Origin of the sequence: Neisseria sp. P0018.S001, assembly GCF_051957355.1 — a bacterium.
GTDB classification, from domain to species: domain Bacteria; phylum Pseudomonadota; class Gammaproteobacteria; order Burkholderiales; family Neisseriaceae; genus Neisseria; species Neisseria subflava_A.
Genome location: NZ_JBQCWN010000003.1, coordinates 143,057 through 168,975, shown reverse-complemented (window position 1 = coordinate 168,975; position 25,919 = coordinate 143,057). Strand labels below are relative to the sequence as shown.

Sequence of the window (25,919 nt, the reverse complement as noted above, 5' to 3'; positions counted from 1 at the left end):
TATAATGGCGCCTGTTTTTTTAAAGTATGCACGACAATGGATATTTCCGATTTTGATTTTGAATTGCCCGAAAAACTGATTGCTCAGCATCCTCCGGAAGTGCGCGGCAGTAGCAGGCTTCTGGTTGCCTTGCCTACATTGCCGATTGAAGACAAACATTTCGGCGATTTACCCGATTATGTCGCTCCGGGCGATGTGCTGGTGTTTAACAATACCAAAGTGATGAAGGCACGCCTGTTCGGTCAAAAAGCCAGTGGGGGCAAAATCGAAGCCCTGATTGAACGGGTATTGGACGCGCATACCGCATTGGCGCATATCCGCTCGTCCAAATCGCCGAAACCGGGTACAGAATTGATTTTTGAAGGCGATATCCGTGCCGTCATGATGGAGCGCGCGGAAGAATTGTTTTGCCTGAAATTTAAAGGCGAGCAAACCGTTTACGAACTTTTAGAGCAAAACGGCCATCTGCCCTTGCCGCCTTATATCGAACGCGCGGCCGATGATGAAGACGACAGCCGCTATCAGACCGTGTACGCCAAGTATCAAGGCGCAGTGGCCGCGCCGACGGCAGGTTTGCACTTTACCGATGAGTTGTTGGGCCGTCTGAAAGCCAAAGGCGTAGAAACCGCGGAAGTAACCCTGCACGTCGGTGCCGGAACATTCCAACCCGTGCGCGTTGATAAAATTGAAGAACACAAAATGCACAGCGAGTGGTTTGACGTACCGGCCGAGACCGTTGCCGCCGTTGAGGCCGCCAAAGCGCGCGGTAATAAAGTGTGGGCTGTGGGCACAACCTCTATGCGCGCCTTGGAATCCGCCGCACGCGAGACAGGCCGTCTGAAAGCCGGTCGCGGCGATACCGATATTTTCATTACGCCGGGTTACCGCTTCAATGTTGCCGACCGCTTGATTACCAACTTCCACCTGCCCAAATCAACCTTGCTGATGCTCGTCAGTGCGTTTTCGGGCATGGAGCATATCCGCAGCGTTTACCGTCATGCGGTGGAACAGGAATACCGCTTTTTCAGCTATGGCGATGCGATGATTTTAGGGAAAGTGGAATAAATCGGAAGCGGATTGGAGCGTTTCAAACGGGGTATTTGGGTTGTCCCGAATCCGAATCAGTTGGAACGCTCTATTAAAACACGCGAAGTTGTTGGGATTTGAGTTGTAAAAAATAAAGTACAAAAACAAAAAGGCCGTCTGAAAATGGATTTTCAGACGGCCTTTTATCTTTCCATGCTTAGGCGTCGATGTTTTGTGCCAGCAGGGCGTTGTTTTCGATGAAGGCGCGGCGCGGTTCGACTTCGTCGCCCATCAGGGTGACGAACACTTCGTCGGCGGCGATGGCGTCTTCGATGCGGACTTTCAGGAGGCGGCGGACGGTAGGATCCATCGTGGTTTCCCAAAGTTGTTCCGGGTTCATCTCGCCCAAGCCTTTGTATCGTTGGATGGACATGCCTTTTTGGGCAACGCTCATCAAGATGTCCAAAGCGGCTTCAAAGCTGTCGATGTCGTATTCGTTGTCGCCTTTGTAGAGCTTCGCCCCTTTGCCGACCATGCCTTTGAGTGCGGCGGCGGTTTGGGTAAGGGTTTGGTAGGCTTTGCTGTTGAGGAACTTAGGCTCTAGGTAGCTTACCATCACATTGCCGTGCAGCTTGCGTGTGATTTTGATGAACTGGTGTCCTTCGTGGCCTTCGATGCGTTCGAGTGCGACTTCTTTTTCGTCCAAGAGGCCGCTCAATTCAGCAACGGCGCGGTCTGCGCTTTCTGCTGTGCTGAGATCGACCGGCGAAGCATGCAGCATGGCATGCAGGACGAGTTCGTCAATGATGCGGCTTTCTTGCTCGATGACGGTTTTGGCCAACAGGAATTGTTTGGCGGTATTGGCAAGCTCTTCGCCTTCGATGGTGCGGCCGTCTGAAACGATTTTGGCTTTTTCCAAGGCCAAGCCGAGCAGCCATTGGTCTTTTTCCAATTCGTCTTTGAGATAGCGCTCTTGTTTGCCGTATTTGGCTTTGTACAAAGGCGGCTGGGCGATGTAGATGTAGCCGCGTTCGACCAGCTCGGGCATTTGGCGGTAGAAGAAGGTCAGGAGCAGGGTGCGGATGTGCGCGCCGTCCACGTCGGCATCGGTCATGATGATGATGCGGTGGTAGCGCAGTTTTTCGGCATTGAATTCTTCTTTGCCGATGCCTGCGCCTAGAGCGGTGATCAGCGTGGCGACTTCTTGGCTGGCCAGCATTTTTTCAAAACGTGCTTTTTCGACGTTCAAAATTTTACCTTTGAGCGGCAAAATCGCTTGGAATTTGCGGTCGCGGCCTTGCATGGCGGAACCGCCTGCAGAGTCGCCCTCGACGAGGTAGAGTTCGGACAGGGCAGGGTCTTTTTCTTGGCAGTCGGCAAGTTTGCCCGGCAGGCCCAAACCGTCCATCACACCTTTGCGGCGGGTAATTTCGCGTGCTTTGCGGGCGGCTTCGCGCGCGCGCGCGGCATCGACGATTTTGCTGGTGATGATTTTGGCTTCGGTCGGGTTTTCTTCAAGGAAGTCGGTCAAGGCTTGGTTGATGACTTCGTTGACAACGGGGCCGATTTCGCTGGAAACCAGTTTGTCTTTAGTTTGCGATGAGAATTTCGGGTCGGGCAGTTTGACGGACAAAACGCAGGTCAGGCCTTCACGCATATCGTCGCCGGCGGTTTCCACTTTGGCTTTTTTGGCCACTTCGTTGGCTTCGATATAGTTGTTGATGGTGCGGGTCATCACTTGGCGCAGCGCGGTCAAGTGCGTACCGCCATCGCGTTGCGGAATGTTGTTGGTAAAACATTGCACGCTTTCTTGGTAGCTGTCGTTCCATTGCATCGCGCATTCGACGCTCATGCCGTCTTTTTCGCCGAACGCGTAGAAGATTTTTTCGTGCAACGGCGTTTTTTTGCGGTTCATGTATTGCACGAAGCCGGCCACGCCGCCGGAGAGGGCGAAGCTTTCGTGTTTGCCGTCGCGTTCGTCGGTCAATTCAATGTCCACGCCGTTGTTCAGGAACGAAAGTTCGCGGATGCGTTTGGCGAGGATGTCGAAGCTGTATTCGACATTGCCGAAGGTTTCGCTACTGGCGAGGAAGCGTACGGTTGTGCCTTTTTTGTCGGAATCGCCGACAACCTTCAACGGCTCTTCGGTTTCGCCGCGTACGAAGCGGACGAAGTGTTCTTTGCCGTCGCGGTAGATGGTCAGCGTTACCCAGTCGGACAGCGCGTTGACGACGGACACGCCCACGCCGTGCAGGCCGCCGGAGATTTTGTAGCTGTTGTTGTCGAACTTGCCGCCCGCGTGCAATACGGTCATGATGACTTCGGCGGCAGAGCGTCCTTCTTTCGGGTGGATGCCGGTCGGCATACCGCGCCCGTTGTCGGCCACGCTGACGGAATTGTCGGCATGGATGGTTACGGTGATTTTGTCGCAATGTCCGGCGAGCGCTTCGTCAATGGCGTTGTCGAGCACCTCGAACACCATGTGGTGCAGGCCGCTGCCGTCCTGCGTGTCGCCGATATACATACCGGGGCGTTTGCGTACCGCTTCCAAGCCTTCCAGCACTTGTATGCTGTCGGCGCCGTATTCTTCGTGTTTTTGGTCAGTCATGGTCTTTTCTTGCTGAATTTCAAGGAATTTTTCCGTGCGCGCAATGAAATGTCAAACGGGCGCGGCGGATGTGTTCCGAAAGGTCAAAATAATAGGCAATTATACCTGATTTTGCTGGAATATTCAGCGTTTTAAGTGCAAAAAGGCCGTCTGAAAGATTAAATTTCAGACGGCCTTTGTATCGGAAAACGGGTTTAGCGTTTGACACCGCTCAATCGCGCCCAGCCTTCTTCGATTTCGGCAGGCTCAATGTCGAACCATTGACTGTAAATGCCGCTGAGTTCTTCGACTTGTTCGTCCAAAAGGCCGGACAAGACAATGCGGCCGCCTTGTTTGGTACGCGCGGCAAGCATTTCGCCGAGCATACGCAACGGATTTGCCAGAATGTTGGCGACAACGACATCAAATTGGCCTTGCGGCAAGCCGTCCGGCAGGTAGAACTGCGCATCGACGTTGTTTTGCGCGGCATTGTCTTTACTGGCGCGGATGGCTTGTTCGTCAATGTCTACGCCGATGGCGGAGCCTGCGCCGAGTTTGAGGGCGGCAATGGCCAAAATGCCTGAGCCGCAGCCGTAGTCCAATACGCTTTCGCCGCCTTTGAGCTGCGTGTCCAGCCATTTGAGGCAGAGGCGGGTGGTTGGATGGCTGCCGGTGCCGAAGGCAAGGCCCGGGTCGAGTTGCAGGTTGACGGCGTCGCCGTTGGGCGCTTCGTGCCAAGACGGGGTAATCCACAGGCGGTCGGAAATTTGAATTGGGTCGAATTGCGCTTGGGTCAGGCGCACCCAGTCTTGATCTTCAAGGATTTCGCCGGTGTATTTCAAATCGTTCAAACTGCATTCCTGCGCGGCGGCTTCGATAATGGAAGCGGCATCGTCGCTTTCGCCGAAAAGGGCGATGACTTTGCTTTGTTGCCAGATTTGTTCGGTCGGCATGCCCGGCTCGCCGAAAATGGCCTGCTCGTTTTCTGTACCGGCGTAGGCATCTTCAATGGCGGCGGACAATGCGCCGTGTTCCATCAGCGCGTCGGCAAGGCGTTCGGCGACAGCATCGTTGACGTTGATGGTGATTTGTTGATAGGACATAGTGGGGCTTTCTTTTTTAATAAGGCCGTCTGAAAATCGACGTTGTGCTTTCAGACGGCCTTGTAAGGTATGAAACCTGATGATGCGGGTTTATCGGTTTTTCAAACCCAGTACGTCTTGCATATCGTACAGACCTTTTTTGCCGTTTGCCCAAACTGCGGCGCGTACAGCACCGGCGGCAAAGGTCATGCGGCTGCTGGCCTTGTGGGTGATTTCCACGCGCTCGCCGTCGGTGGCGAAGAGGGCGGTGTGGTCGCCGACGATGTCGCCTGCACGGACGGTGGCAAAACCGATGGTGGACGGATCGCGTGGGCCGGTGTGGCCTTCGCGGCCGTAAACGGCGCATTCTTTGAGGTCGCGGCCGAGTGCGTCGGCAATGACTTCACCCATGCGTAACGCGGTGCCGCTTGGGGCATCGACTTTGTGGCGGTGGTGGCCTTCGATGATTTCGATGTCGTAGCCTTCGTTTAATACGCGGGCGACGGTGTCGAGGATATGGAAGGTCAGATTGACGCCGACGCTGAAGTTGGCTGCGAAGACAACGCCTGTTTTCTCGCCTGCGGCTTGGATGGCGGCTTTGCCTGCGTCGTCGAAACCGGTGGTGCCGATGATGATGTTGACGCCTTTTTCCACGCATTTTTGCAGGTGTTTCAGGGTTGGCTCGGGACGGGTAAAGTCGATGAGGACATCGCTTTGAGCCAGTACGGCATCCACGTCGTCTGAAATGGCAACGCCGGTTTTGAGGCCGGAGGCGAAGCCTGCATCCAAACCCAATACTTCCGAACCGGAATGTTCGAGTGCGCCGGAGAGGACAGTATCGGGATGGTTGTTGACCGCTTCAACCAAAACGCGACCCATGCGGCCGTTGACGCCGGCAATGGCGATTTTCAATGCGCTCATGGGGCTTCCTTATTGCGGCTTGGTTTCGGTGGTCGGAACGACGTTTTGTCCGGCTTGAACCGCTTCGATGGATTTTTGAATGGCATCGCCTTCGGCGCGTGCGAGGACGTCGTTTTCAAAGTACAGGGTCAGGTTGCTTTGTTCTTTGATGATGCCGTTGCGGCTGGTGTTGAAAGTGTAATCCCAGCGGTCGGCATGGAAGGCGTCGCGCAGGAGCGGCGTACCGAGCAGCAGTTGGACTTGGTCGCGGGTCATACCTTGGCGCAGGGAAACCACGGCGCGGGGATTGAGCTCGTTACCTTGAATGATTTTGAGTTTGTAGGATGGAAAGTTGGATACGCGCTCGGCACTGCATGAGGCCAGACCTAAAATAGCGGCGATGGCAAGGCATAAGGCTTTATTCACGGGCTTACCTTTCTGTGTCATTTCGGGAAAGATGTTTATCATCGCTTGAATATTTTTAAAAAGCAAACGATAATCATCTTCTTAATTTTTCTTTTCGCCGATTTTCAATTGCAAGACCGGCGGCAGATTGCCGCCCTTTAACGGCCCAATAGTGGGCAAACGGGCGGAAAGTGCGTATTATAACGGTTATTACCTTACAGGGATATTGAATATTATGGAAAAATTCAGCAACATTGCGCAATTGAAAGACAGCGGTTTGAAAGTTACTGGTCCACGTTTGAAAATTTTGGACTTGTTCGAGACTCATGCCGAGGAGCATTTGAGTGCGGAAGATGTGTACCGTATCCTGTTGGAAGAGGGCGTGGAAATCGGCGTGGCGACGATTTACCGTGTGCTGACCCAGTTTGAACAGGCCGGCATTTTGCAACGCCACCATTTTGAAACCGGCAAAGCGGTTTACGAATTGGACAAAGGTGACCACCACGACCACATCGTCTGCGTGAAATGCGGCGAAGTAACCGAATTCCACAATCCGGAAATCGAAGCGCTGCAAGACAAAATCGCCGAAGAAAACGGCTACCGCATCGTCGATCACGCGCTGTATATGTACGGCGTATGCGGCGAATGCCAAACCAAAACCAAACGTTAATCAGTTTGTATGTTGATTTTTCAGACGGCCTTGGGCATTTTCAGCCTGAGGCCGTCTGAAACTTTATGGGCTTTGCGATGAAGATTCCTTTTCTTGCGCCACGGGATTATCGTTTCCCCGACCCGTCTTATGCTTTGGCAGAATGTGACGGCTTGGTCGGCGTCAGCGGCGATTTGGATACGGGGCGGCTGTTGTCGGCGTATGGGCAGGGGATTTTTCCGTGGTTTAGCCGCTACGGTTGGTTTTTCTGGTATGCGGTTGCGCCGCGAGCCGTGATTGTGCCGGGAAGCCTGCATATCGGCCGATCGCTCGCTAAAACTTTGTGCCACAAGCCGTATCGGGTAACGGTCAACCGCTGTTTTGAAAAAGTGATTGCCCATTGCGCCAATGTGCCGCGTCCGGAACAGGACGGAACGTGGATAGAACCTGCGTTTCAGACGGCCTATTTGAAGCTGCACCATCAGGGGCATGCGCATTCGTTTGAATGCTGGTTGCCGGACGAACAAGGAGAAATGCAGTTGGCAGGCGGGTTTTACGGCGTGCAAATCGGCTGCGTGTTTTATGGTGAATCGATGTTTGCTTTGCGTCCCGATGCGTCAAAGATTGCGTTTGCCTGCGCCGTACCGTTTCTGGCGGATTTGGGCGTTGCGCTGATAGACTGTCAGCAGGATACCGAACATATGCGCCGTTTCGGTTCGCAGTTGATGGATTTTGCCGACTTTCAGACGGCCTTGAAGGATTGGAACGCGAAACCGTTAAAGCGGAATATCGAATGCAGCGTGGTGGCTGAAAATCTTCTGTAAAAGAATTGGCGGCAAAGATTGATTTATCGGCACGGCGTGTCGGCAGAATGGGCAGCTTGCATATCGTAGCTGGAAAATTAGTTAGAAAACAATTCACTTGAATAGGCCGTCTGAAAATCTTGGCTTAGCCGAAATCCGGCCGTGTAACGCTCGGCGCTAATCATGTTAATAGCTGACGAAATCGCTTTTACATGGCAAAATAACGAGTTAAATATTTGTAATAGGGTGGCCTGAATAGGTTTCAGACGGCCCTGATCTCTTGAAGGAATCAACATGTCTTTGCAAAACATCATTGAAACGGCTTTTGAAAACCGTGCCGAAATCAATCCGAATACCGTTACCCCGGAAGTGCGTGAAGCGGTTTTGGAAACCATTCATCAACTCGACTCCGGCAAACTGCGCGTTGCCGAGCGTCTGGGCGTGGGCGAATGGAAAGTCAACGAATGGGCGAAAAAAGCCGTATTGCTGTCTTTCCGCATTCAGGACAATGAAATCCTCAACGACGGTGTAAACAAATACTTCGACAAAGTACCGACTAAATTTGCCGATTGGTCTGAAGACGAATTCCGCAGCGCAGGTTTCCGCGCAGTTCCGGGTGCCGTTGCCCGCCGCGGCAGCTTTGTGGCGAAAAATGTCGTGTTGATGCCTTCTTATGTCAATATCGGCGCATACGTTGACGAAGGTGCGATGGTCGATACTTGGGCGACTGTCGGCTCTTGCGCGCAAATCGGTAAAAATGTGCATTTGAGCGGCGGCGTCGGCATCGGCGGAGTCCTCGAGCCTCTGCAAGCCAGCCCTACCATTATTGAAGACAACTGCTTCATCGGCGCGCGTTCTGAAATTGTTGAAGGCGTGATTGTCGAAGAAGGCAGCGTGATTTCTATGGGCGTGTTCATCGGTCAATCTACTAAAATCTTTGACCGTACTACCGGCGAAATCTATCAAGGCCGCGTACCGGCTGGCTCTGTTGTCGTATCCGGCAGCATGCCTTCCAAAGACGGCAGCCACAGCCTCTACTGCGCGGTTATCGTTAAACGCGTGGACGCGCAAACCCGTGCGAAAACCAGCGTGAACGAATTGTTGCGCGGTATCTAATCGGATAACGATAACGCTGATTGAAGGTGGTATGCTCACTCTATGGTTAGTTTTGAACAAAAAAACAGGCAGAATGTTCTGCCTGTTTTTTTATGGCTTAAAGGCCGTCTGAAACGATTTCAGACGGCCTTTTGTTTTTGATGATGGGTTCTTTAAGAGTAATCGAAGGGAGAGGGGTCCCTTGCCTGAAATTACGCTTTCGGCCAGTCGGCGCAATAGTATTGCCAATAGACTTCGATAAAAGGAATTTCGCCGTAATCGCACAACCACGGTTTGGCGCGTGTGGTGTAGTGGATAACGGGCGGGACGGTGTCAGGTTTGGGGAATACTTCGCCGAGATTTCGTTTTTGGAAATATTGGACTGCGCCTGTTTGGAAATTCCAAGATTCTTCTAGTTGCAGCCAGTTTTTTTGAAATACGGTGTTTAGAAAGCATTGGTCGCCGTAGGGAACGGATTTGTCAATGGTGGTAGCAGTTTGCAGCAGTTGCGCCGCGATATTGTGTTCCCGCCATTGCGCCAGGTCGACCAACAACATACCGGAATTGAAATAGGGCGTAGTGTGCAGGCCGGTTGGGTGATTCCATTCGGTACGGGCAAGAAAGGAGTCTTGTACCGCTGCAACGGGATAACCGCACATATCGAGGCTGAACAAATCGTGTAGGGATTGGGTAATCACCATATCGCTGTCGAGATAAAGGGCGCGATCGACAGGCAGGTGCTGCATCATCAGGCGGAAAAATGCGGCATCCGAAATATGGGGCAGGCGGCGATATTGGCTGAAGTCGACTTCGATTTTGACATCATTCAGACGGCTGCCGCTGGCTGCGAGCTTTTGGTTGGTATAGTCGATCCATTCCCGCCTGAAGGTATTGTGCATGATGTAGAAATTGACATTTTTGTTGTGGGTACAGACGGACTTCATCAGTGTATGAACCTGCTCGGCATAGCCGGTATCGGCGGCAAGGACGATGGTGATGTTGCTCATTGGTTAAATTCCCTTTATTTGCAATATCTTAAATTTTGTCAGTTATCTTCTTGGTCTTGTGCGGTTGGTAAGGCTGCATGATCTTCGTTTTCTGACATGGCTTTTTCTAATAAATCGCGTTGTAGCTGTTTGCCGGCTTTGATGCCCAATTTGCGCAGTTTTTCGGTGCTGCTGATGAGGTTGCCCCTGCCGGAAACCAAGCGGCCATAGGCCGTCTGAAACTGGGATTGAGCCTGAACAAGTGCTTTATTGATGCCGTCCATGCTTTCGACAAAGCCGACAAATTTGTCATAGAGTTTGCTGCCTGCCTCGGCAATCGCCAGCGCGTTTTGATTTTGCTGCTCGTTGCGCCAGATGTTGGCAACGGTGCGCAGGGTGGCGAGCAGGGTGCTGGGGCCGGTCAGCATGATGCGTTTGTCGAAACACTCTTGGAAGAGGTTTGGATCATGTTGCAGGGCGAGGAGATAGGCCGGTTCGACAGGGACGAACATAAAGACGAAGTCCAACGTTTTGACGCCCTCAAGGTCGGTGTAATCCTTCGCTGCCAAGCTTTTGATGTGGGCGCGGATGCTGGCGACGTGGTTGGCAAGCTCGCGTTCTGCTTCTGCACCGGTGCTTTGCGTATAGCGGACGTAGGCGGTCAGCGATACTTTGGAGTCGATGACGATTTGTTTGTTGTCGGGCAGATTGATGAGGACGTCGGGCTGGAGGCGGCGTTGGGTGCCGTCTGCTTCGTGGCGGACGCTGGAAGCTTGGACGATGTATTCGCGGCCTTTTTGCAGGCCGGAATTTTCCAATACGCTTTCCAAAATCATCTCGCCCCAGTTGCCTTGGGTTTTGTTTTGCGTGCCGGTCAGCGCGGTGGTCAGCGCTTTGGCATCGTGGTGGAGCTGGGTGTTGAGGGTTTGCAGGCGTTTGAGCTCGTTTTCGATGGTCAGGCGTTCTTTGGCTTCTTTTTCATAAGTCTGCTGAACCAGCTCGCTGAAGCCGTGTATGCGTTCGTTGAGCGGATTGAGGAGTTGCTGGAGATGGTCGTGGTTTTGTTCGGTAAAGCGGCGGCTTTTCTCTTCCAGAATAGTGTTGGCGAGGTTTTGGAACTGGTCGCTCAGGTTTTTACGCGCATCTGCCAGCAGGGTCAGTTTTTCTTCGGCAGCCTGACGGTCTTTTTCCGATTGGGTGTTGAGGCGCTCGTTTTGGACTTGAAGCGCGTGGTTTTGCTCCAAAAGGGCGGCGTATTCTTGTTTCAGACGGCCTTTTTCGGCTTCCTGTTGCTGTAAAAGGCTGTTTTTATCGTCGATATTGGCTTTTTCTTGGGTCAGTTGTGTGGAGAGGCGTTCGTTTTGGACTTGCAGCGCATGGTTTTGCTCCAAAAGCGTGTCGTAGTCTTGTTTCAGACGGCCTTTTTCCGTTTCCTGCTGTTGTAAAAGCGTATTTTTATCCGCACTCAATGCCTGTTCTTGAACCAGCTGCGTGTTTAGGCGTTCATTGTTGATTTGCAGGTTTTGCGCGCTTTGCTGCCATTTTGCACATTCGTGTTTTAAAGCTTCGGCTTCGGCCTCGCAATCTTGCAGATAGGCAATCTGTTTTTCGGCTGCGGCAAAGCGGTTGCCCGTCTCCTGCAATTCGTCTTGCAATTCCTGCACGGTATGGCGGCTTTGCGCCAAGGCCGCCGCAGTTTGAGCCTGCACCTGTTCGGCAAACTCATGTAGGCGGCGGCTTTCGGCCAATTCTTGCAAAACAATAAAGTGTCGGCTTTGGGCTTGGTAGCGTGTTATCAGCCAAGCAAACAGCGCGCCGATAAAAAATGCGGCCGCGCCGGTCAGGATTAGGGTGTTGTTCATGCTGGAAATAGTCAATATGCAGAATGTTTCACTATATCATATATTTGCAGCGCATTTTATGGTCGGATATGCGCTAGAAACGTATGTTTTCTTTAAAAGAAGCTATCAAAGGTATTGGTTTTGACTAAATGAATATTTGGTTTGCAAAAAATATAATTTTGTAACATTTTGAATTTAAAAATATATTTAATTTAGAGTGCAATTTTGCAACAAAAAAGGAGGGATTTTATGGGCGCAGAAAGATACGTTTGTAGTGTGTATGTAATTAAGACATCGGTGTCATTGAGAAAGACATCGGTGTCATTTTCAAAACAAAATATAAATTAACTATAACCATCATTATGTATATTTTTAATATTTTATCTTTACGGAGAAGTTGTATTAATTAACGATTAACACGGTATGATTCGTCCTGTCGGCAGCGCAGATGTCGGCGAAAAAATGTGTATGTTGTTAAATAACATTTTGTATCCATGAAAAAGGACTACTTAAAATGGGATATTTAATAACGCTTGCTGCCGCTTCTTTAATCGGTATGTCCGGAATATTGGCTTCTACCATCGGCATCTCCCGTAATATCGAAACGGTAGTACAAAATAATTCAATCATAAACGAATTAATTACAATACTTCAGAAAACGCAACTTAGGCCGTTTTTCGGCCGACAGACAAGAAAGTGAGACAAACAATGAAAACTTTAATCAAACTGGCTGCAGCCTCTTTAATCGGTATGTCCGGCCTGACCGTCGGTGCAACCAATATCGCCCACAATATGGCTGATGCCGATAAATAAAAAATACACAACACACCCTTAAATACACAGAAAAGAGTTAAAATGAAAACATTAATCAAATTGGCCGCAGCTTCTTTGATCGGCATGTCCGGTTTGACAGTTGGCGCAACCAAAATCGCAAAAAATATGGCAGAAGCTGCCAATAAATAAACACAAGTGAAATTAAGCTTGTTTTGGTGATAAAAAAGGCCGTCTGAACATTCAGACGGCCTTTGTATTTGATGGCAAACCGTTTTATTTGCCGATGCAGAAGCGCGAGAAAATCACGCCCAGCAAATCGTCGGCGGTAAATTCGCCGGTGATTTCGCTGCACGCGTTTTGGGCGAGGCGCAGGTGTTCGGCGAAAAGCTCGATTTGGTTGTTGTCGCAGAGGGCGGCGTTTTCCAGCTCGGCTTCGGCTTCATGCAGGGCGTTGAGGTGGCGACTGCGGGCGAGGAACAGGCTTTCACTTTCGCCCTGCCAACCAACTTCCTGCAATAGGGCGTGTTTGAGCAAATCGAGACCGGCGCCGGTTTTGGCAGACAGGCTAATGACGCTTTCCGCGCCGGTTTGCGCGAGGCCGTCTGAACGGACGGCGACGGGTTCGCCGGTCAGGTCGGCTTTGTTGTGGATTTCGATTTTTTTCAAACCTTCGGGCAGGCTGTTCAAAATCGCTTGGGTTTTGGCATTCACGCCTTCACGCGGGTCAATCAGAATCAGGGCGACATCGGCTTCGGAAACGGCTTTGCGGCTGCGCTCGATGCCGATTTGTTCGACTACGTCGTCGGTTTCGCGCAGGCCGGCGGTGTCGATGATGTGGACGGGCACGCCGTCGAGGGTAATTTGTTCGCGCACGGTGTCGCGGGTGGTGCCGGCGATGTCGGTTACGATGGCGATGTCGTCGCCAGCCAAGGCGTTGAGCAGGCTGGATTTGCCGACGTTGGGTGCGCCAACGAGGACAACGTTCATGCCTTCGCGCAAAATCGCGCCTTGTTCCGCACTGGCAAGCACGGTTTTCAGACGACCTTGCAGGGCTTGGAGCTTGCCGCGCGCGTCGGCGGCTTCGAGAAAGTCGATGTCTTCTTCGGGGAAGTCCAGCGTGGCTTCGACCAGCATCCGCAAAGTAATAAGGTCGTCCACCAGCTCGTGTATGTGTTGGGAAAATGCGCCTTTGAGCGAACGCAACGCCATGCGTGCGGCGGACTTGCTGGAGGCATCGATGAGGTCGGCGACGCTTTCGGCTTGGGCAAGGTCGAGTTTGTTGTTGAGGAAGGCGCGTTTGGTAAATTCGCCCGGCTCTGCCATGCGCGCGCCCAGTTCGAGGCAGCGCGAAAGCAGCATGTCCATCACGACGGGGCCGCCGTGTCCCTGCAATTCAATCACGTCTTCACCGGTAAAGCTGGCGGGAGCGGCGAAGTAGAGCAGGATGCCGTTGTCTATCGGCTGTCCGTCACTGCCGAGAAAGTCGGTGTAAAGCGCGGTGCGCGGTTTGGGTGTTTTACCGCCGCTGAGGGTTTGCGCCAAAGGCAGCAGGTTTTTGCCGGAAAGACGGATAACGCCGACGCCGCCGCGTCCGGGTGCGGTAGCGATGGCGGCAATGGTAGGTTGTGATGAGGACATGGCTGGCTCGTATCGGGAATTTAATAGACGGTATTATATAGTGATTTCACGATGATGCAGGCCGTCTGAAAACCTTGATTTCGGTTTCAGACGGCCTTTGACTTTGATGGAATTAAAACGATGAACCTTCCTGCTTCAGAAATTCTGCCTCTTCTTCCGTAGTTTTACGCCCCAATACGGCGTTACGGTGCGGATAGCGTCCGAAGCGGTCGATGATGACTTTGTGTTTGATTTCAAAGGCCAATGCGTTTTCATTGGTATAGCGTTCAAACAGCGGTACGGCTTGTTCATGGATAACTTGGCTTTCGCTGTGCATCAACGGCATCAGCATGAAATGGCGTTCATGCGGGAGGAGATCGGCGAAGCCAGGTCGGCGAACGGCTTCTTGGGCAAGAATGAGTGCAGCAGTATCTTGGGCAAACGCTTGAGGGCTGTCGCGGAACAGATTGCGCGAGAATTGGTCAAGAATAATGATTTCGGCGAGCCTGCCTTGCAGGGTATCGCGCCAGTGTGAAAGTTCGCCGCGAGCTGCCTGCTGCCAGATATCGAAAAATTGAGCGCGAATTTGGGCATCGAATCCATCGTTGCGGGCAAATTGGAAAGGGTGGTTTTCTTCGGTAAACCAGAAATCTAAGACAGTTTGAGGTGTCATGAAAACTCCTTGAAATAGAGTACAGGGAAAATTGAGGCCGTCTGAAAAATTAGAGAGATGCTTTCAGATCATCTTAACCATCAGCGCTTGCGTGAGAAAAGATCGGTAGCGGAGCGGATTGTTGCTCACAATATGCAATTTATGATCTACATCTTTTCAGGATGGGCTCCGTACTACTCTGGTACAGTTCCTTCACTTTGTTCAAAATATTTTTGTAATTTTGATATAAATTGCCGACAGATTTTATTCGTATGTGGAGACGACGACAATATTTTGCACTTGGAAAACTTTACTTGCGTTGCCGACATAAGCTGTTGCACCAATCACTGCGATTTTCATGTGTGACTTCTTGTTGAGATTCGATTGATGAGATGAGCGCATGCAAAGGCCGTCTGAAACTTTTAGTTTCAGACGGCCTTTAAATTAAGATGATTAAACAGCGGCGACGGTAAAACGTTCAAACAAATGCGCTTTGTTTTCCGCATCGTCGGCGATGGCGACTGCCAAATCGGCCACGCTGATGCCTGCCGGAATTTCACCGTCCATCAGCAAATCGTCTTTGCCCAAGTGGTATTTGCCGGTTTTGTCTTCGCTGAAACCGCCGTCTGCGCCCAGTCGTGCCGGAGGGGAAACGAAAGACCAGTTCACGTCGCGGCGCGGCAGGAGTTCTGCCAAGAAATGGCGTGCGGCATTGGCGCCGTCGAAAATTTCTTTCGGGAAGTCGGGCGTATCGATAACTTGCAAACCGGGTGCCACATACAGGCTGCCCGCGCCGCCGACGACCAACAAATAAGGCACCTGTGCTGCTTTTGCCGCTTCGACGATGCTGTTTGCGCCGCGTGTGAAATCCGCGCCGATGTTGGGATTGGTCCAGCCCGGGTTGAAGGCGCTGACCACGGCATCAAAACCGGCCAGTTTGTCGGCAAAATCGGCTGCATTGACATCTGCGGAGACTGCGGTAACATTTTGCGCTTGGAACACTTTGTCTGTATTGCGGGTGAAAGCGGTCACTTCATGACCGCGGCCTGCCAATTCTTGCACGACTGCGTTGCCGACATAACCAGTTGCACCGATAACTGCGATTTTCATGTTTGACTCCTTGTGGGGATGTGATTGATTAGATGAGTGCATTGTAAGGCCGTCTGAAACGCTTGATAATCCTTGTTTTGCTGTTATGATTGTGAAGTTAAACTACATAATCAGTCAAAATGCAAGACATCAAACCCCTGCTCGTTTTCGCCGCCGTCCTCGAACACGGCAGCATGAACGCCGCTGCTGCCGTGCTGGGCATGACCCCGTCGGCGATCAGCCAGCACATCAACCGCCTCGAAACCCTGCACGGCATCAAGCTGTTAAACCGCAGCACGCGCAGCCTTGCGCCGACCGATGCCGGCCGTGCCTTGGGCGAATACTGCCGCCGCCTCGCCGCTACCTTGTCCGATACGCGTACCGTTATCGACAATCTGAAAACCGAACCCGTCGGCGAATTGCGGATTTCCCTGACTTCTACAGTTATTGAATCCCGCGCTTTTCAGACGGCGTTTGCAAGATTGCAAACCGAGTTCCCGAAAATCCGCCCTATCCTTAATTTCAGCGATACTTTGGACGACCTGCAACACAATCAGACCGACATTGCCATACGCGGCGGCGACCGTGCTTTGGACGATGCTAATCTGGTTGCGCGCCATCTCGTTACCTGGCCGTACATCATTTGTGCCGCGCCCGATTATCTCGACCGGCATCCGCCCATTACCCATCCCTCTCAGCTTCATGCGCACCGCTGGCTGCATTTTTTACCTGTCCGCACCACCTTGCAAAATGGTGAAGAAAGCTATTTCCTCGACGTTGCCGACAGCATTGCCTGCACGCATCTTGCCGCCGTGTGCAGCCTGACCGAAAGCGGTTTCGGTTTGTCTTTGCAAGTGGGCGGCGAAGTGAGGGAGAAAATCGCCCAAGGCCGTCTGAAAGCGGTTTTGCCCGAATGGACATTGCCGCCGCTCAGCCTTTATTTGGTGACGCCTTATCGTGTGCAGTCTGCCAAAACTGAGGCTGCCGTGCGCATTTTTACTGAGAGTTTTGCCAAGGAAGGGGATTTATGAACGCGGAAAATTGGATCGTTTATCTGATTTTGTGCGAAAACGGCGCGTTTTATTGCGGCATCAGCAACCGTCCGCAAGAGCGGTTTGCGGCGCATTTGTTAGGAAAAGGCGCGAAATACACGCGTTTGAACAAGCCTGTTGAGATGCGCATTGTTTCAGACGGTCTGAGCAAAAGTGAAGCGCTGAAACGGGAAATCGGGATTAAGAAATTGACGGCAGAGCAGAAGCGGGGATTGTGGGCTGAAGCTGAAATAATGATAAAAGACTAATGGCGGCAATGGATTAAATTGTCGTCGGGATATGAATAACCACATAAATAGGTAAGTCTGCTGGTATCTTTTGCATAGCCAAGCGGCAAATGTTTATTAACATGATTCAAAAAGGCCGTCTGAAACCTGATTGGGATTCAGACGGCCTTTTTAGGATAAGAAGCGGTTTAATGCTTATGGTATTATCTGGAAAGTTTGTAAAAAGTTGAATTTAAAAAGAAACTTTACAAAATTAAGAGGATAACTGTTTGAACAATAAAATGAAAATTATTACGTTAAATGACAAATGGGCGTAAATTTCTATCTGAGTAGAGGTGTGGTGTCAATATGTTTTTCCTGTTTTTGTGACAAAATCTGATTTATGCCAATATTTATTATAGTGTAGGTCGAAGGTATTAGTTTCTATGCTAAAATTTTTAAGCTGTTTATATAAAACAGTGATTTAAACTAAAACTAAGGAAAGACAGAACATGAACAAATTACTGATTGCCGTAATGATGATGGCTGGTTTGACAGCTTGTTCCCAAGAGGCTAAACAGGAGACTCAAGAGGCTGCTCAAGCCGTTGCATCTGAAGTGAAAAACGAAGTTGCTTCTGCTGCCGATGCTGCTGCGTCTGCCGCTCAAGAAGCTGCCGATAAAGCCGAAGCCGCTGCCAGCAAAGCAGAGGAAGCCGCTAAACCTGAAGAAGCTGCCAAACCTGAAGAGAAAACCGAAGCGCCTGCCGCTGAGGCCAAGCCTGCTGAATCCGCCAAAGTGGACGGCAAAGCTGTTTTTGAAGCGAACTGTAAAGCATGTCACAGCGGCTTGATTCCCGGCGCTCCTGCAGTAGGCAAAAAAGAAGACTGGGCGCCTCGCATTAAACAAGGCCAAGACACTCTGCACAAACACGCAATCGAAGGCTTCCAAGCCATGCCTGCCAAAGGCGGCAACGGCAGCTTGAGCGATGATGAAGTGAAAGCCGCAGTTGACTACATGGCCAACGAATCCGGAGCTAAATTCTAAATCGTACCGATTGAAACGCACCTTGCCACAAGGTGCGTTTTTTATGGGCAGGAGGATGAAAGTTGAAATAGTGCCGATAAACAGGCAAAGGCCGTCTGAAACATTTTATTTTGAAGCGCAATCGGCTAAAATCAGGCGAATTATTTTATGCAGGAGTAAACCATGAGCAATCAACACGACAACGTAGATGCCGGCGAAATCGCCAAGTTCAGCCAAATCGCCGATAAGTGGTGGGATAAAAACGGCGAATTCAAGCCCCTGCATGACATCAACCCCTTACGCCTCGACTATATCGACGGCTATGCCGGATTGGCAGGCAAACGCGTGCTGGATGTAGGCTGCGGCGGCGGTATTTTGTCAGAAAGCATGGCCAAACGCGGCGCAGAACACGTTACCGGCATCGATATGGCGGAAAAATCCCTGCAAACCGCCGCTGCCCATGCGGCCGCTCAACACGTTGCCAATATCGATTACCGCTGCATCCGCGTCGAAGACCTCGCTGCCGAGCAGCCGCACAGCTTTGACGTGGTAACGTGTATGGAAATGATGGAACACGTTCCTGATCCGTCTGCCATCGTTCAAGCCTGTGCGAAACTGGTCAAACCCGACGGCATGGTGTTTTTCTCCACCATCAACCGCAATCCCAAATCTTATCTGCATCTGATTGTCGGCGCAGAATATCTGTTGAAATTCGTCCCCAAAGGCACGCACGACTGGAAAAAATTTATCACGCCGGCAGAACTCGCGCGTATGTGCCGCCAAGCCGGATTGGATACCGTCGGCAGCAAGGGCATGACCTACAATTTGTTGAGCGGCCGTTATTCTTTGTGTGACTCGACCGAGGTTAACTATATGGTTGCCTGCCGTCCGGCGTAAGGTTACACGGATAAAACACACGGGCTTGTCCGATATTTAAAACACTATGTCAAAAGCAGCTTAATTCAAATATCGGTAAGGTAAATCAGGCCGTCTGAAAGGAAAAAAGGCATGTGCGATACATGCCTTTTTTGTATGTGGGTTGTACTCGTTATTCCGTCCAAGATGAATACGGATGTTTGCTCAGATACGCATTGGTGAATCTACCGTCTGCCGTGATCTCCTTGCCCAGCCAAGACGGTTTGGGGAACTCGGTATCTTCAGACGGCAATTCGATTTCCGCCACAATCAAGGGCGCATTGTCGCCGAAATATTCGTCGATTTCATACACAAAGCCTTCAAATTCAACCCGATAGCGGTATTTTTCCATTTTAAACGGGCACATGTCCGCCATCATCGCCTGCGCGTGAGCCAGCGGAATTTCGTATTCAAACTCGCTGCGCGTCATGTCGGAAATATAGCCTTTCAGGGTCAGCCATGCTTGCGAACCGATAATCCGCACGCGGATGGTGCGCTCTTTTTCCACGCTCAAATAGCCCTGTTGCAACACCAGCGGCTCGCTTGCCGCTTCGCGCCAACTGTCATCCGCCAGCAAAAAGCGGCGTTCGATTTCGACCGTCATGAATTCTTTCCTTATTTACCAAACAGGCCGTCTGAAGATTAAAACGGCTTGAAAACCACCATATAAAGCGCGGCCACCATCATCAATACAGGGAGTTCGTTGAATACCCGATACCAGCGGTGCGAATACACATTGCTGCCGTTCTGGAAACGGCGCAGCAGCAGGCCGCAATAAAGCTGGTAGGCCAAGAGCAGCAGGCCGCACAATAATTTAACCGCCAGCCAGCCGTTGCCCCACCAATTGTTAACAAACCCGATGGCCGCGCCGAATATCAGCGTTCCCCAGCCCAAAGGCGACATAAAGCGGTACAGCCTGCGCGACATATCCGTCAGCCGTACATATTCCACGCTGCCGGGCTCTAATTGCGCCAGATTCACATAAATCCGCGGCAGATAAAACAGTCCGGCAAACCAAGAAATTACAAAAAACACATGCAGCAGCTTAAACCACAAATACATTTCAGACGGCCTCAACACCTAAAACCGTTATTTTATCCGCAATGCGGCCCAAGCCGAAACAAAATAGTCAAAACAATCCGACAGGGTGCGTCGCAACAATGTGTTGCAGGCATGATTTTACCCAAAAACCAAATTGTAAATTTCGCAACAATATGCAAGTTGAGATATGCACAATGCAAAAAACTTGTTAAAATCCTATGCTATTTAATTATAAAAACATTATGGACGGAAAACATGAAACAATTTGAAATCAGCAACAGCGTCAGGAAAGAGCTTAGCAACTACCTGAATACGCACAATCTAAGCCTCAAAGCCGCCATGGATAATGAAACAACCAATGGCGAAGTCGCCGCCATCGTTCATGCAGGATTGCCGGCGATGATTCGGAAAATCTATTCTTTGGAAAAAATGAAAACCTTTTTCTGGACGAAAAAAGATTTGATGATGGAATTTATCAATATGCGCTTGGACGCCGGCGATAAAAAGGGCAAAAACTAATTTTAGCGTTGGGCAGGAGGAGATAGGAGTTTGAAATGCGGACTTCTGTTTTCCTCGAAGTCTTGTTAGGGACAGGGTGTACTTATTGTTCCTAATAAGTTTTGACAACCGAAAGGCCGTCTGAAATTCAAATGATAGGGCATGGGAACATGCCCTATTTTTATGGGCGGTTTGTCTGCATTGGGGGAAATATTGAGCTTGGCAATCATTGCGGCGTTTCGCGCTGGGTGGTTTTATCGACTGAATGGTTTTATATTTGTTTTGCTGAACATATTGAATTGATTATAAAAAGGCCGTCTGAAACATTTCAGACGGCCTTTAGCTTTGAATCAGCAATTAAAACGGCGGATTTTCAAATCAAGCTGCGTTGTCGAAACCGCTGTGGCGGAGCAGGGCATCCAGGCTTGGTTCGCGGCCGCGGAAGGCTTTGAAGGATTCTGCTGCGCTGCGCGAACCGCCGACGGCCAGTATTTCTTTCCAGAAGCGGCGGCCGGTTTCGGCAACGTCGTCGCTTTCTTCAAAAGCGGCGTAAGCGTCTGCACTCAAAACTTCCGCCCATGCGTAGCTGTAATAGCCTGCGGAGTAGCCGCCGGCGAAGATGTGGCTGAAGCTCAAGGCAAAGCGGTTGTATGCCGGCGGTTGGGTTACGGCGACTTCTTGACGCACTTTGTCCAAGATTTGCGGCCATTCTTTCAGACGGCCTTCATCTTCCTGATGGTAGATTTCCATGTCAAAGAGGGCAAATTCCATTTGACGGACGAGGAACATACCGCGTTGGAAGTTTTTGGCCGCGTGCATTTTGTCGAACAGCTCTTTCGGCAATACCGCGCCGGTTTCTTCGTGCGAAGACATTTGCGCCAATACGTCGTATTCCCAAACGAAGTTTTCCATGAATTGGCTGGGCAGCTCGACCGCGTCCCATTCGACGCCGTTGATGCCGGATACGCCCACTTCGTCAACTTGGGTCAACAAGTGGTGAAGGCCGTGGCCGGTTTCGTGGAAGAGGGTGATGATTTCGTCGTGGCTCAAACGCGCTTCTTTGTCGCCAACCGGCGGGGTGAAGTTGCAGACGAGGTAGGCGGTCGGCAGTTGCAGCGTGCCGTCGGCGAAACGGCGGCGGCCTTTGTAGCCGTCCATCCATGCGCCGCCGCGTTTGCCTTCGCGTGCGTACAAATCCATGTAAACGCCGCCGATGGTTTGGCCATCTTGTTTCAGCTCGAAATAGCGCACGTCTTTGTGCCAAACGGGGACGGTTTTTTCAGCCAACTCGATGCCGTAGAGTTTTTTGATTTGGGCAAACAGGCCTGCCAATACTTTGCTGATAGGGAAGTATTTTTTCACTTCGGTCTCGCTGAAGGCGTATTTGGCTTGGCGCAGTTTTTCGGCGGCGTAGCTCAAATCCCAAGATTGCGGATCTTCGATATTCAGGTTTTCTCGCGCAAAGGCTTTGATTTCGGCAAAGTCTTTTTCGGCAAACGGTTTGGCGCGGCGGGCAAGGTCGTGCAGGAAGTTTAAAACCTGTTCGGGCGTATCCGCCATTTTGGTTGCCAGAGATAGCTCGGCGTAGTTTTTGAAGCCGAGCAGTTTGGCGGTTTTCAGCGCGTTTGCGAGGGTTTGTTCGACGTTGGCCGTGTTGTCGAATTTGCCTTCGTCAGACAATTCGCTGGCACGGGTAACGTAGGCGCGGTAGATTTGTTCGCGCAGTTCGCGGTTGTCGGCGTATTGGATAACGGCGAGGTAGTGCGGAATCTGCAGGCCGATTTTGTAGCCTGTTTTGCCTTCGCTTTGTGCGGCGGCGGCAAACATGGCGATGGAGTCTTCGGGGATGCCGGCAAGCGGCGCGGCATCGTCAAAGTAAATGCCGAAAGCGTCGGTCGCGTCTTGGACGTTTTGTGCGAATTTGGCACCCAGTTGCGCGCCTTCAGTTTGCAGTTGCGCCAGTTCTGCCTGCTGTTCGGGCGGTAATTCGGCACCGCTGAGGACGAAGTCACGCAAGTCGTGGTTGAGCTTGGTTTGCTGCGCAGGGGAGAGGGTGTTGAATTCGGCAGAATTTTTGATGATTTTGAAGCGGTTGTATAACTCAATGTCTTGACCGATTTCGGTGAAGAAAATGGTGATTTCAGGCATCAATTCGTTGTATACGGCACGTAGCTCGGGCGTATCGACCACGGAGTTGAGATGGGAAACCACGCTCCAAATGCGGCCGACACGTTCGGTAATGTCAGTTAGTTTTTCGACGGTGTTGGCCCAGTCGGTGTGCTTTTGTGCTTTGATGGCGGCGATTTGTTCGCGCGCTTCGGCAATGGCAGTTTGCAGGGCGGGTTTGATGTCTTCGGTTTTGATTTGGTCGAAACGGGGTTCTTCGCCCAAGTGGAGCAGGACGTTGTCGCTCATATGGTTTCTCCTGAATAAGATGGATTCAGACGGCCTTGTGGCCGTCTGAAAAGAAAACGATAGGCGTTATATGGTGGCAGACAGATAGAATTAAAGTGTCTTGTCTGCCTGTCGACCAATTTTATTCTGCGCCGCGCGGATTGGCGTGCAATGGCGCAGCCAGTTCGAGGCGCATTGGTGTGCCTTTCGGGGCAAATACTGCATTGGCAACATTGGTTTGCAGGGATTCGGCAAACGAGCCGCAATACACTTTTGCACCTTGGTGGGTCAGGTTGGATTGTACATCGACGTACACTTCGCCGCCGATTTGACGCCAGAGGTGGCAGAAGGTGTAATCTTCGGACAGGTAGCGTTTGCTTTTCGGATCAACCATGCAGTCGAAGAAGCGGTAGTGTAGGCCTTTGTCTTCTCGGTTGTAGTCACTGTCGGAGATGTAGTTCAACTCGGGGTAGGCTGCCATCATTTTTTCAAATACGCTGCGCTTGATAACCATAAAGCCGGTTGGCGCGTCATGGACTTTCATAAAACCGTCTTCATCGACTTTCAGTACGATTTCACCGTTTTCATTTTTTTCGCTGGTGTTGACGGTATAAGAAGTGTACATGCGCTCGAAGTCGGCTTGAGTCGTGCCGGCTGGAACGCCTTCTTCAGGCCAGTTGTCGCGTTTGAGCGGGTAAATGCCTGCCACAACGTCTTTATCGGCCAAAAGCAGACGGTAAAATGAATCGGGAGAGAAGCCGATGTCGGAGTCAATCCAAAATAAATGCGTCCATTCTTTGTTTTCTAAGAATGTGGCCACGCAGTTGTTGCGCGCGCGCGTAATCAGGCTTTCGCCGCGCTGCATCATCACTTGAAGCGGTAGGCCGTGTGCGGCATTGGTGTGGACGATGTTCAGAAGTGAGAGGGTGTAGTTGTGGAAATATTTGCCGTCATGGCTGGGGGTCATAATGACGGGATACATTTCGGCAAGGGCTGATTCGGGCAACATGACTTTTCCTTATTGTTTATTGTGAACCTCGATATTGTAAGGGATTTGATAGTATATATAAACTGGGCTATTTTAATTTATTGATTAATTGGCATTGCGTGCGCAAGAATTCGTCCAAAACCGCCTGTTGGATTTCCAAGCGTTTGGCCACGGGCGAGGCAAAGCGCACGATGATGTTGTACACCTTGTCATCATGTGGCACGCGGGATACACGCGGCTGGGCGGCGGGCGTGATAAACAATTTTTGGGTTTGCACGTTTTCCAAATGCTGCTTGATGGCAGGGACATAAGGCTCGCACAATGGCTCAAGAACATCTTTCAGACGGCCGATGATTTCGTCCGAATCCAAATGAATCGGTACGGGAATTTCTACCGTATGAATCACATAATCGCCCAAAATATTGTCGCGGCGCACGGTGTGGCTTAGAAGCAGGCTGTTGGGAAACGAGAGTGTTTTGCCGGAAAGCTGGCCAATCAACGGATTGGGGCCGATTTGCATCATCAGCGTGTTCAGCATATTGATATCGACCACCCGTCCGCGCAGGCCGTTGATTTCGATGTAGTCGCCGATGGAGTATTGTTTGGTTACCGAGCGCAGGATGCTGCCGGACAAACACATAATCAATTCTTTGGTCGCCACCACAATCGCCGCGGCTACCGCAAACATGGACAACGCCAAAGTTTGAATCTGAGCCGCCCAAATCATCGCCAGCCCGAGTAGGATCAGCAGCATGGTGATGTTGCGGCTGACCACCAGCGAGCGGCGTTTGTTTTCAATGCTCAAATCCGGATGGCTGCGAAAATGCGCCGAGAGCAAAATGCTGCGCCCGGCAATGACGGCCACAATCATCAATACCGACATCAATGCCGATTTGATGATCTCTTCACTGACAGGCAAAGCATTCAGCCATTCCTGTATGGTGTTCCACATAATCCTGTTTCCTTTCCCTTCTTAGGCAGTCTGAAAACCCACGCGTTCAAAAATTTCTGCCGCACACGCTTCCGATACCGCAAACAAAGTTGCCACGCTGCCCAAAGCCCGTTGTGCTGCCACGCTCAAATCATCGCGGCCTACTTCGCCCAGCCACTCAACCGGCCGCACCAGCGACATTTTTTCATCGTCCCATTGCGGACAATGCACCGCTGCGCCCGTAATCCTGCCGACCCGATAACGGCGCAGGGTAGGCGAGTAGGTCAATACGGCATCTCCATCAGCTAATTCGTTGACAAACCGCCACATCTGAGCCGCACCCGATTGCGCCGTTCTCAACTTCACATCCGGCACGGCCGAACGGTAAATATCCGTCAGTTCCTCACGGCCAAAACCCTTGGCCGCCGCTTCGGCCAGCATAGGCCAGGCCAATGCCGCCACACCGCGTTCAAAAAATACATCATAAAGTGCACCTTGCGTGCTGCGAACCATATAAAGTCTGGCTTGTTTTCCCATTGCAGTACCTGTTTGTTTGAAGGATTCATCCCTTGGTTTCAATATTACCCGTTACGGCTGAGAAATTCGATATTCAACATAGGCGGAAAGGGTTAAATTACCCGCTGAAAATGAATGAGTGATGAATAAAAAGCCGTCTGAAAAACAAAATAGTCTGATATATCAATAGATGATATATCGTAACAATATATTAATAACTGTAAATTTTTTTACGCTTGCATCAAAAAAAGATAAGATAAAAAAATCAATCGCGAAAGATTGCTATTCACTGAACATTAGGAGAGAAAAATGACCTGTAAAACCCACGAACATCATGACCACGTTCACGGCGCAAACTGCGGCCACACTGCCATCCAACACGAAGGCCACGTCGATTATCTGCACGACGGCCACCTGCACCATGAACACAACGGCCACTACGACGAGCATGCCCTGAGCGTCAATGAAACCAACCCTGACGGCTGCCATCCGGTTGGCACCTGCCACGGCCACGTTCACGGCGAAGGTTGCGGCCACGAAGCCGTACCGCACGGCGATCACGTTGACTACATCGTCAACGGCCGTCTGCACCACCAACACGGCGATCACTGCGACGACCACGGCCCGGTTGAAATCGTTAAATAAAACTGTTTTTCAGACGGCCTTTGATATGGGGCATCTGTAGGAAAAGGGGGTGTATTTTCACCCCCTTTTACTTGGTTACCCCCGTATTTCAAACTGCTGCGGCTTACCGCCTCAAAAACTGTACTGAACCAATGTATTTACTGGGTGCTTGGCATGGTTTCGGCAGTGTCGCTCCCCTTTGTTTTGGGCTATCTTTCCTTTA

25 protein-coding genes are annotated in these 25,919 nt (G+C 51.1%); 10 read left to right on the top strand and 15 right to left on the bottom strand.

Features of this window, described 5'->3' with window-relative positions:
• The first annotated feature begins 36 nt into the window (after positions 1-36).
• Entirely contained in the window at positions 37-1,065 is a 1,029-nt protein-coding gene (gene queA, locus ACTHTJ_RS03630; protein WP_070584626.1) for a tRNA preQ1(34) S-adenosylmethionine ribosyltransferase-isomerase QueA, read from the top strand.
• A 178-nt stretch (positions 1,066-1,243) separates the two neighbouring features.
• Here queA and gyrB read toward each other — a convergent pair whose 3' ends face one another.
• From gyrB to ACTHTJ_RS03610, 4 genes are all read right to left on the bottom strand, one after another.
• The gene (gene gyrB / locus ACTHTJ_RS03625) at positions 1,244-3,634 is read right to left on the bottom strand and encodes a DNA topoisomerase (ATP-hydrolyzing) subunit B (protein WP_070584628.1); all 2,391 of its coding nucleotides are present in this window, start codon (positions 3,632-3,634) and stop codon (positions 1,244-1,246) included.
• Positions 3,635-3,828: 194 nt separating this feature from the next.
• Positions 3,829-4,716 carry a 50S ribosomal protein L11 methyltransferase gene (gene prmA, locus ACTHTJ_RS03620; RefSeq protein WP_070584631.1) on the bottom strand — a complete coding sequence of 296 codons (888 nt, stop codon included), beginning with the start codon at positions 4,714-4,716 and terminating at the stop codon, positions 3,829-3,831.
• 90 nt (positions 4,717-4,806) lie between these two features.
• Positions 4,807-5,616 (bottom strand): 4-hydroxy-tetrahydrodipicolinate reductase, encoded by an 810-nt coding sequence (dapB, locus tag ACTHTJ_RS03615; RefSeq protein ID WP_049322641.1) that lies wholly within the window; start codon positions 5,614-5,616, stop codon positions 4,807-4,809.
• A gap of 9 nt (positions 5,617-5,625) precedes the next feature.
• Positions 5,626-6,021 (bottom strand): outer membrane protein assembly factor BamE, encoded by a 396-nt coding sequence (locus ACTHTJ_RS03610; RefSeq protein WP_003682810.1) that lies wholly within the window; start codon positions 6,019-6,021, stop codon positions 5,626-5,628.
• A 151-nt stretch (positions 6,022-6,172) separates the two neighbouring features.
• Here ACTHTJ_RS03610 and fur point away from each other — a divergent pair, with 151 nt between their 5' ends.
• From fur to dapD, 3 genes are all read left to right on the top strand, one after another.
• Positions 6,173-6,670 carry a ferric iron uptake transcriptional regulator gene (gene fur / locus ACTHTJ_RS03605; protein ID WP_003682812.1) on the top strand — a complete coding sequence of 166 codons (498 nt, stop codon included), beginning with the start codon at positions 6,173-6,175 and terminating at the stop codon, positions 6,668-6,670.
• 77 nt (positions 6,671-6,747) lie between these two features.
• Complete coding sequence (gene aat, locus ACTHTJ_RS03600; protein ID WP_070584838.1) at positions 6,748-7,473, top strand: leucyl/phenylalanyl-tRNA--protein transferase; 726 nt, start codon at positions 6,748-6,750, stop codon at positions 7,471-7,473.
• A 273-nt stretch (positions 7,474-7,746) separates the two neighbouring features.
• Positions 7,747-8,568 (top strand): 2,3,4,5-tetrahydropyridine-2,6-dicarboxylate N-succinyltransferase, encoded by an 822-nt coding sequence (gene dapD / locus ACTHTJ_RS03595; RefSeq protein WP_004520923.1) that lies wholly within the window; start codon positions 7,747-7,749, stop codon positions 8,566-8,568.
• Between the two features lie 191 nt (positions 8,569-8,759).
• On the opposite strand, the gene ACTHTJ_RS03590 is transcribed toward dapD, so the two are convergent.
• From ACTHTJ_RS03590 to ACTHTJ_RS03570, 5 genes are all read right to left on the bottom strand, one after another.
• Entirely contained in the window at positions 8,760-9,554 is a 795-nt protein-coding gene (locus tag ACTHTJ_RS03590) for a glycosyltransferase family 8 protein (RefSeq protein WP_070584635.1), read from the bottom strand.
• A 38-nt stretch (positions 9,555-9,592) separates the two neighbouring features.
• Positions 9,593-11,395, bottom strand: a complete 1,803-nt coding sequence (rmuC, locus tag ACTHTJ_RS03585) for a DNA recombination protein RmuC (RefSeq protein WP_070584637.1) — start codon at positions 11,393-11,395, stop codon at positions 9,593-9,595.
• A 1,026-nt stretch (positions 11,396-12,421) separates the two neighbouring features.
• Positions 12,422-13,786, bottom strand: coding sequence for a tRNA uridine-5-carboxymethylaminomethyl(34) synthesis GTPase MnmE (mnmE, locus tag ACTHTJ_RS03580; protein WP_070584640.1), 1,365 nt, complete (start codon positions 13,784-13,786; stop codon positions 12,422-12,424).
• A gap of 112 nt (positions 13,787-13,898) precedes the next feature.
• A complete protein-coding gene (locus ACTHTJ_RS03575) occupies positions 13,899-14,438 on the bottom strand; it encodes a DUF924 family protein (RefSeq protein ID WP_070584642.1) in 540 nt (179 codons plus the stop codon).
• Between the two features lie 432 nt (positions 14,439-14,870).
• Entirely contained in the window at positions 14,871-15,527 is a 657-nt protein-coding gene (locus ACTHTJ_RS03570) for an NAD(P)-dependent oxidoreductase (protein WP_070584644.1), read from the bottom strand.
• 119 nt (positions 15,528-15,646) lie between these two features.
• Between ACTHTJ_RS03570 and ACTHTJ_RS03565 the strand changes: the two genes are divergently transcribed.
• The 4 genes from ACTHTJ_RS03565 to ubiG all read left to right on the top strand — a co-directional run bounded on the left by ACTHTJ_RS03565 (position 15,647) and on the right by ubiG (position 18,686).
• Positions 15,647-16,537, top strand: coding sequence for a LysR family transcriptional regulator (locus tag ACTHTJ_RS03565; RefSeq protein ID WP_070584648.1), 891 nt, complete (start codon positions 15,647-15,649; stop codon positions 16,535-16,537).
• Complete coding sequence (locus ACTHTJ_RS03560) at positions 16,534-16,806, top strand: GIY-YIG nuclease family protein (protein WP_070584649.1); 273 nt, start codon at positions 16,534-16,536, stop codon at positions 16,804-16,806. The genes ACTHTJ_RS03565 and ACTHTJ_RS03560 overlap by 4 nt, the downstream gene beginning before the upstream one ends.
• Before the next feature lie 470 nt (positions 16,807-17,276).
• On the top strand, positions 17,277-17,810 hold the full coding sequence (locus ACTHTJ_RS03555) for a c-type cytochrome (RefSeq protein ID WP_070584651.1): 534 nt from the start codon (positions 17,277-17,279) through the stop codon (positions 17,808-17,810).
• A 162-nt stretch (positions 17,811-17,972) separates the two neighbouring features.
• The gene (gene ubiG / locus ACTHTJ_RS03550; protein WP_070584652.1) at positions 17,973-18,686 is read left to right on the top strand and encodes a bifunctional 2-polyprenyl-6-hydroxyphenol methylase/3-demethylubiquinol 3-O-methyltransferase UbiG; all 714 of its coding nucleotides are present in this window, start codon (positions 17,973-17,975) and stop codon (positions 18,684-18,686) included.
• Between the two features lie 151 nt (positions 18,687-18,837).
• Here ubiG and ACTHTJ_RS03545 read toward each other — a convergent pair whose 3' ends face one another.
• Together ACTHTJ_RS03545 and ACTHTJ_RS03540 are read right to left on the bottom strand one after the other, a co-directional pair.
• The gene (locus tag ACTHTJ_RS03545; RefSeq protein WP_440360755.1) at positions 18,838-19,308 is read right to left on the bottom strand and encodes a CYTH domain-containing protein; all 471 of its coding nucleotides are present in this window, start codon (positions 19,306-19,308) and stop codon (positions 18,838-18,840) included.
• A 38-nt stretch (positions 19,309-19,346) separates the two neighbouring features.
• Positions 19,347-19,766, bottom strand: coding sequence for a CopD family protein (locus ACTHTJ_RS03540; protein ID WP_003681587.1), 420 nt, complete (start codon positions 19,764-19,766; stop codon positions 19,347-19,349).
• Between the two features lie 234 nt (positions 19,767-20,000).
• On the opposite strand from ACTHTJ_RS03540, the gene ACTHTJ_RS03535 reads away from it, so the two are divergent.
• Positions 20,001-20,264: a hypothetical protein gene (locus ACTHTJ_RS03535; protein ID WP_070713750.1), complete on the top strand. Its 264-nt coding sequence runs from the start codon at positions 20,001-20,003 to the stop codon at positions 20,262-20,264.
• A gap of 357 nt (positions 20,265-20,621) precedes the next feature.
• Here ACTHTJ_RS03535 and ACTHTJ_RS03530 read toward each other — a convergent pair whose 3' ends face one another.
• The 4 genes from ACTHTJ_RS03530 to ACTHTJ_RS03515 form a co-directional block, all read right to left on the bottom strand.
• On the bottom strand, positions 20,622-22,658 hold the full coding sequence (locus ACTHTJ_RS03530; RefSeq protein WP_440360756.1) for a M3 family metallopeptidase: 2,037 nt from the start codon (positions 22,656-22,658) through the stop codon (positions 20,622-20,624).
• A 121-nt stretch (positions 22,659-22,779) separates the two neighbouring features.
• Positions 22,780-23,646 (bottom strand): hypothetical protein, encoded by an 867-nt coding sequence (locus ACTHTJ_RS03525; RefSeq protein WP_070584659.1) that lies wholly within the window; start codon positions 23,644-23,646, stop codon positions 22,780-22,782.
• 67 nt (positions 23,647-23,713) lie between these two features.
• The gene (locus tag ACTHTJ_RS03520; RefSeq protein ID WP_440360757.1) at positions 23,714-24,577 is read right to left on the bottom strand and encodes a mechanosensitive ion channel domain-containing protein; all 864 of its coding nucleotides are present in this window, start codon (positions 24,575-24,577) and stop codon (positions 23,714-23,716) included.
• A gap of 21 nt (positions 24,578-24,598) precedes the next feature.
• Positions 24,599-25,093: a restriction endonuclease gene (locus ACTHTJ_RS03515; RefSeq protein ID WP_070584662.1), complete on the bottom strand. Its 495-nt coding sequence runs from the start codon at positions 25,091-25,093 to the stop codon at positions 24,599-24,601.
• 288 nt (positions 25,094-25,381) lie between these two features.
• Here ACTHTJ_RS03515 and ACTHTJ_RS03510 point away from each other — a divergent pair, with 288 nt between their 5' ends.
• The gene (locus tag ACTHTJ_RS03510) at positions 25,382-25,717 is read left to right on the top strand and encodes a hypothetical protein (RefSeq protein ID WP_070584664.1); all 336 of its coding nucleotides are present in this window, start codon (positions 25,382-25,384) and stop codon (positions 25,715-25,717) included.
• Positions 25,718-25,919: the final 202 nt, after the last annotated feature.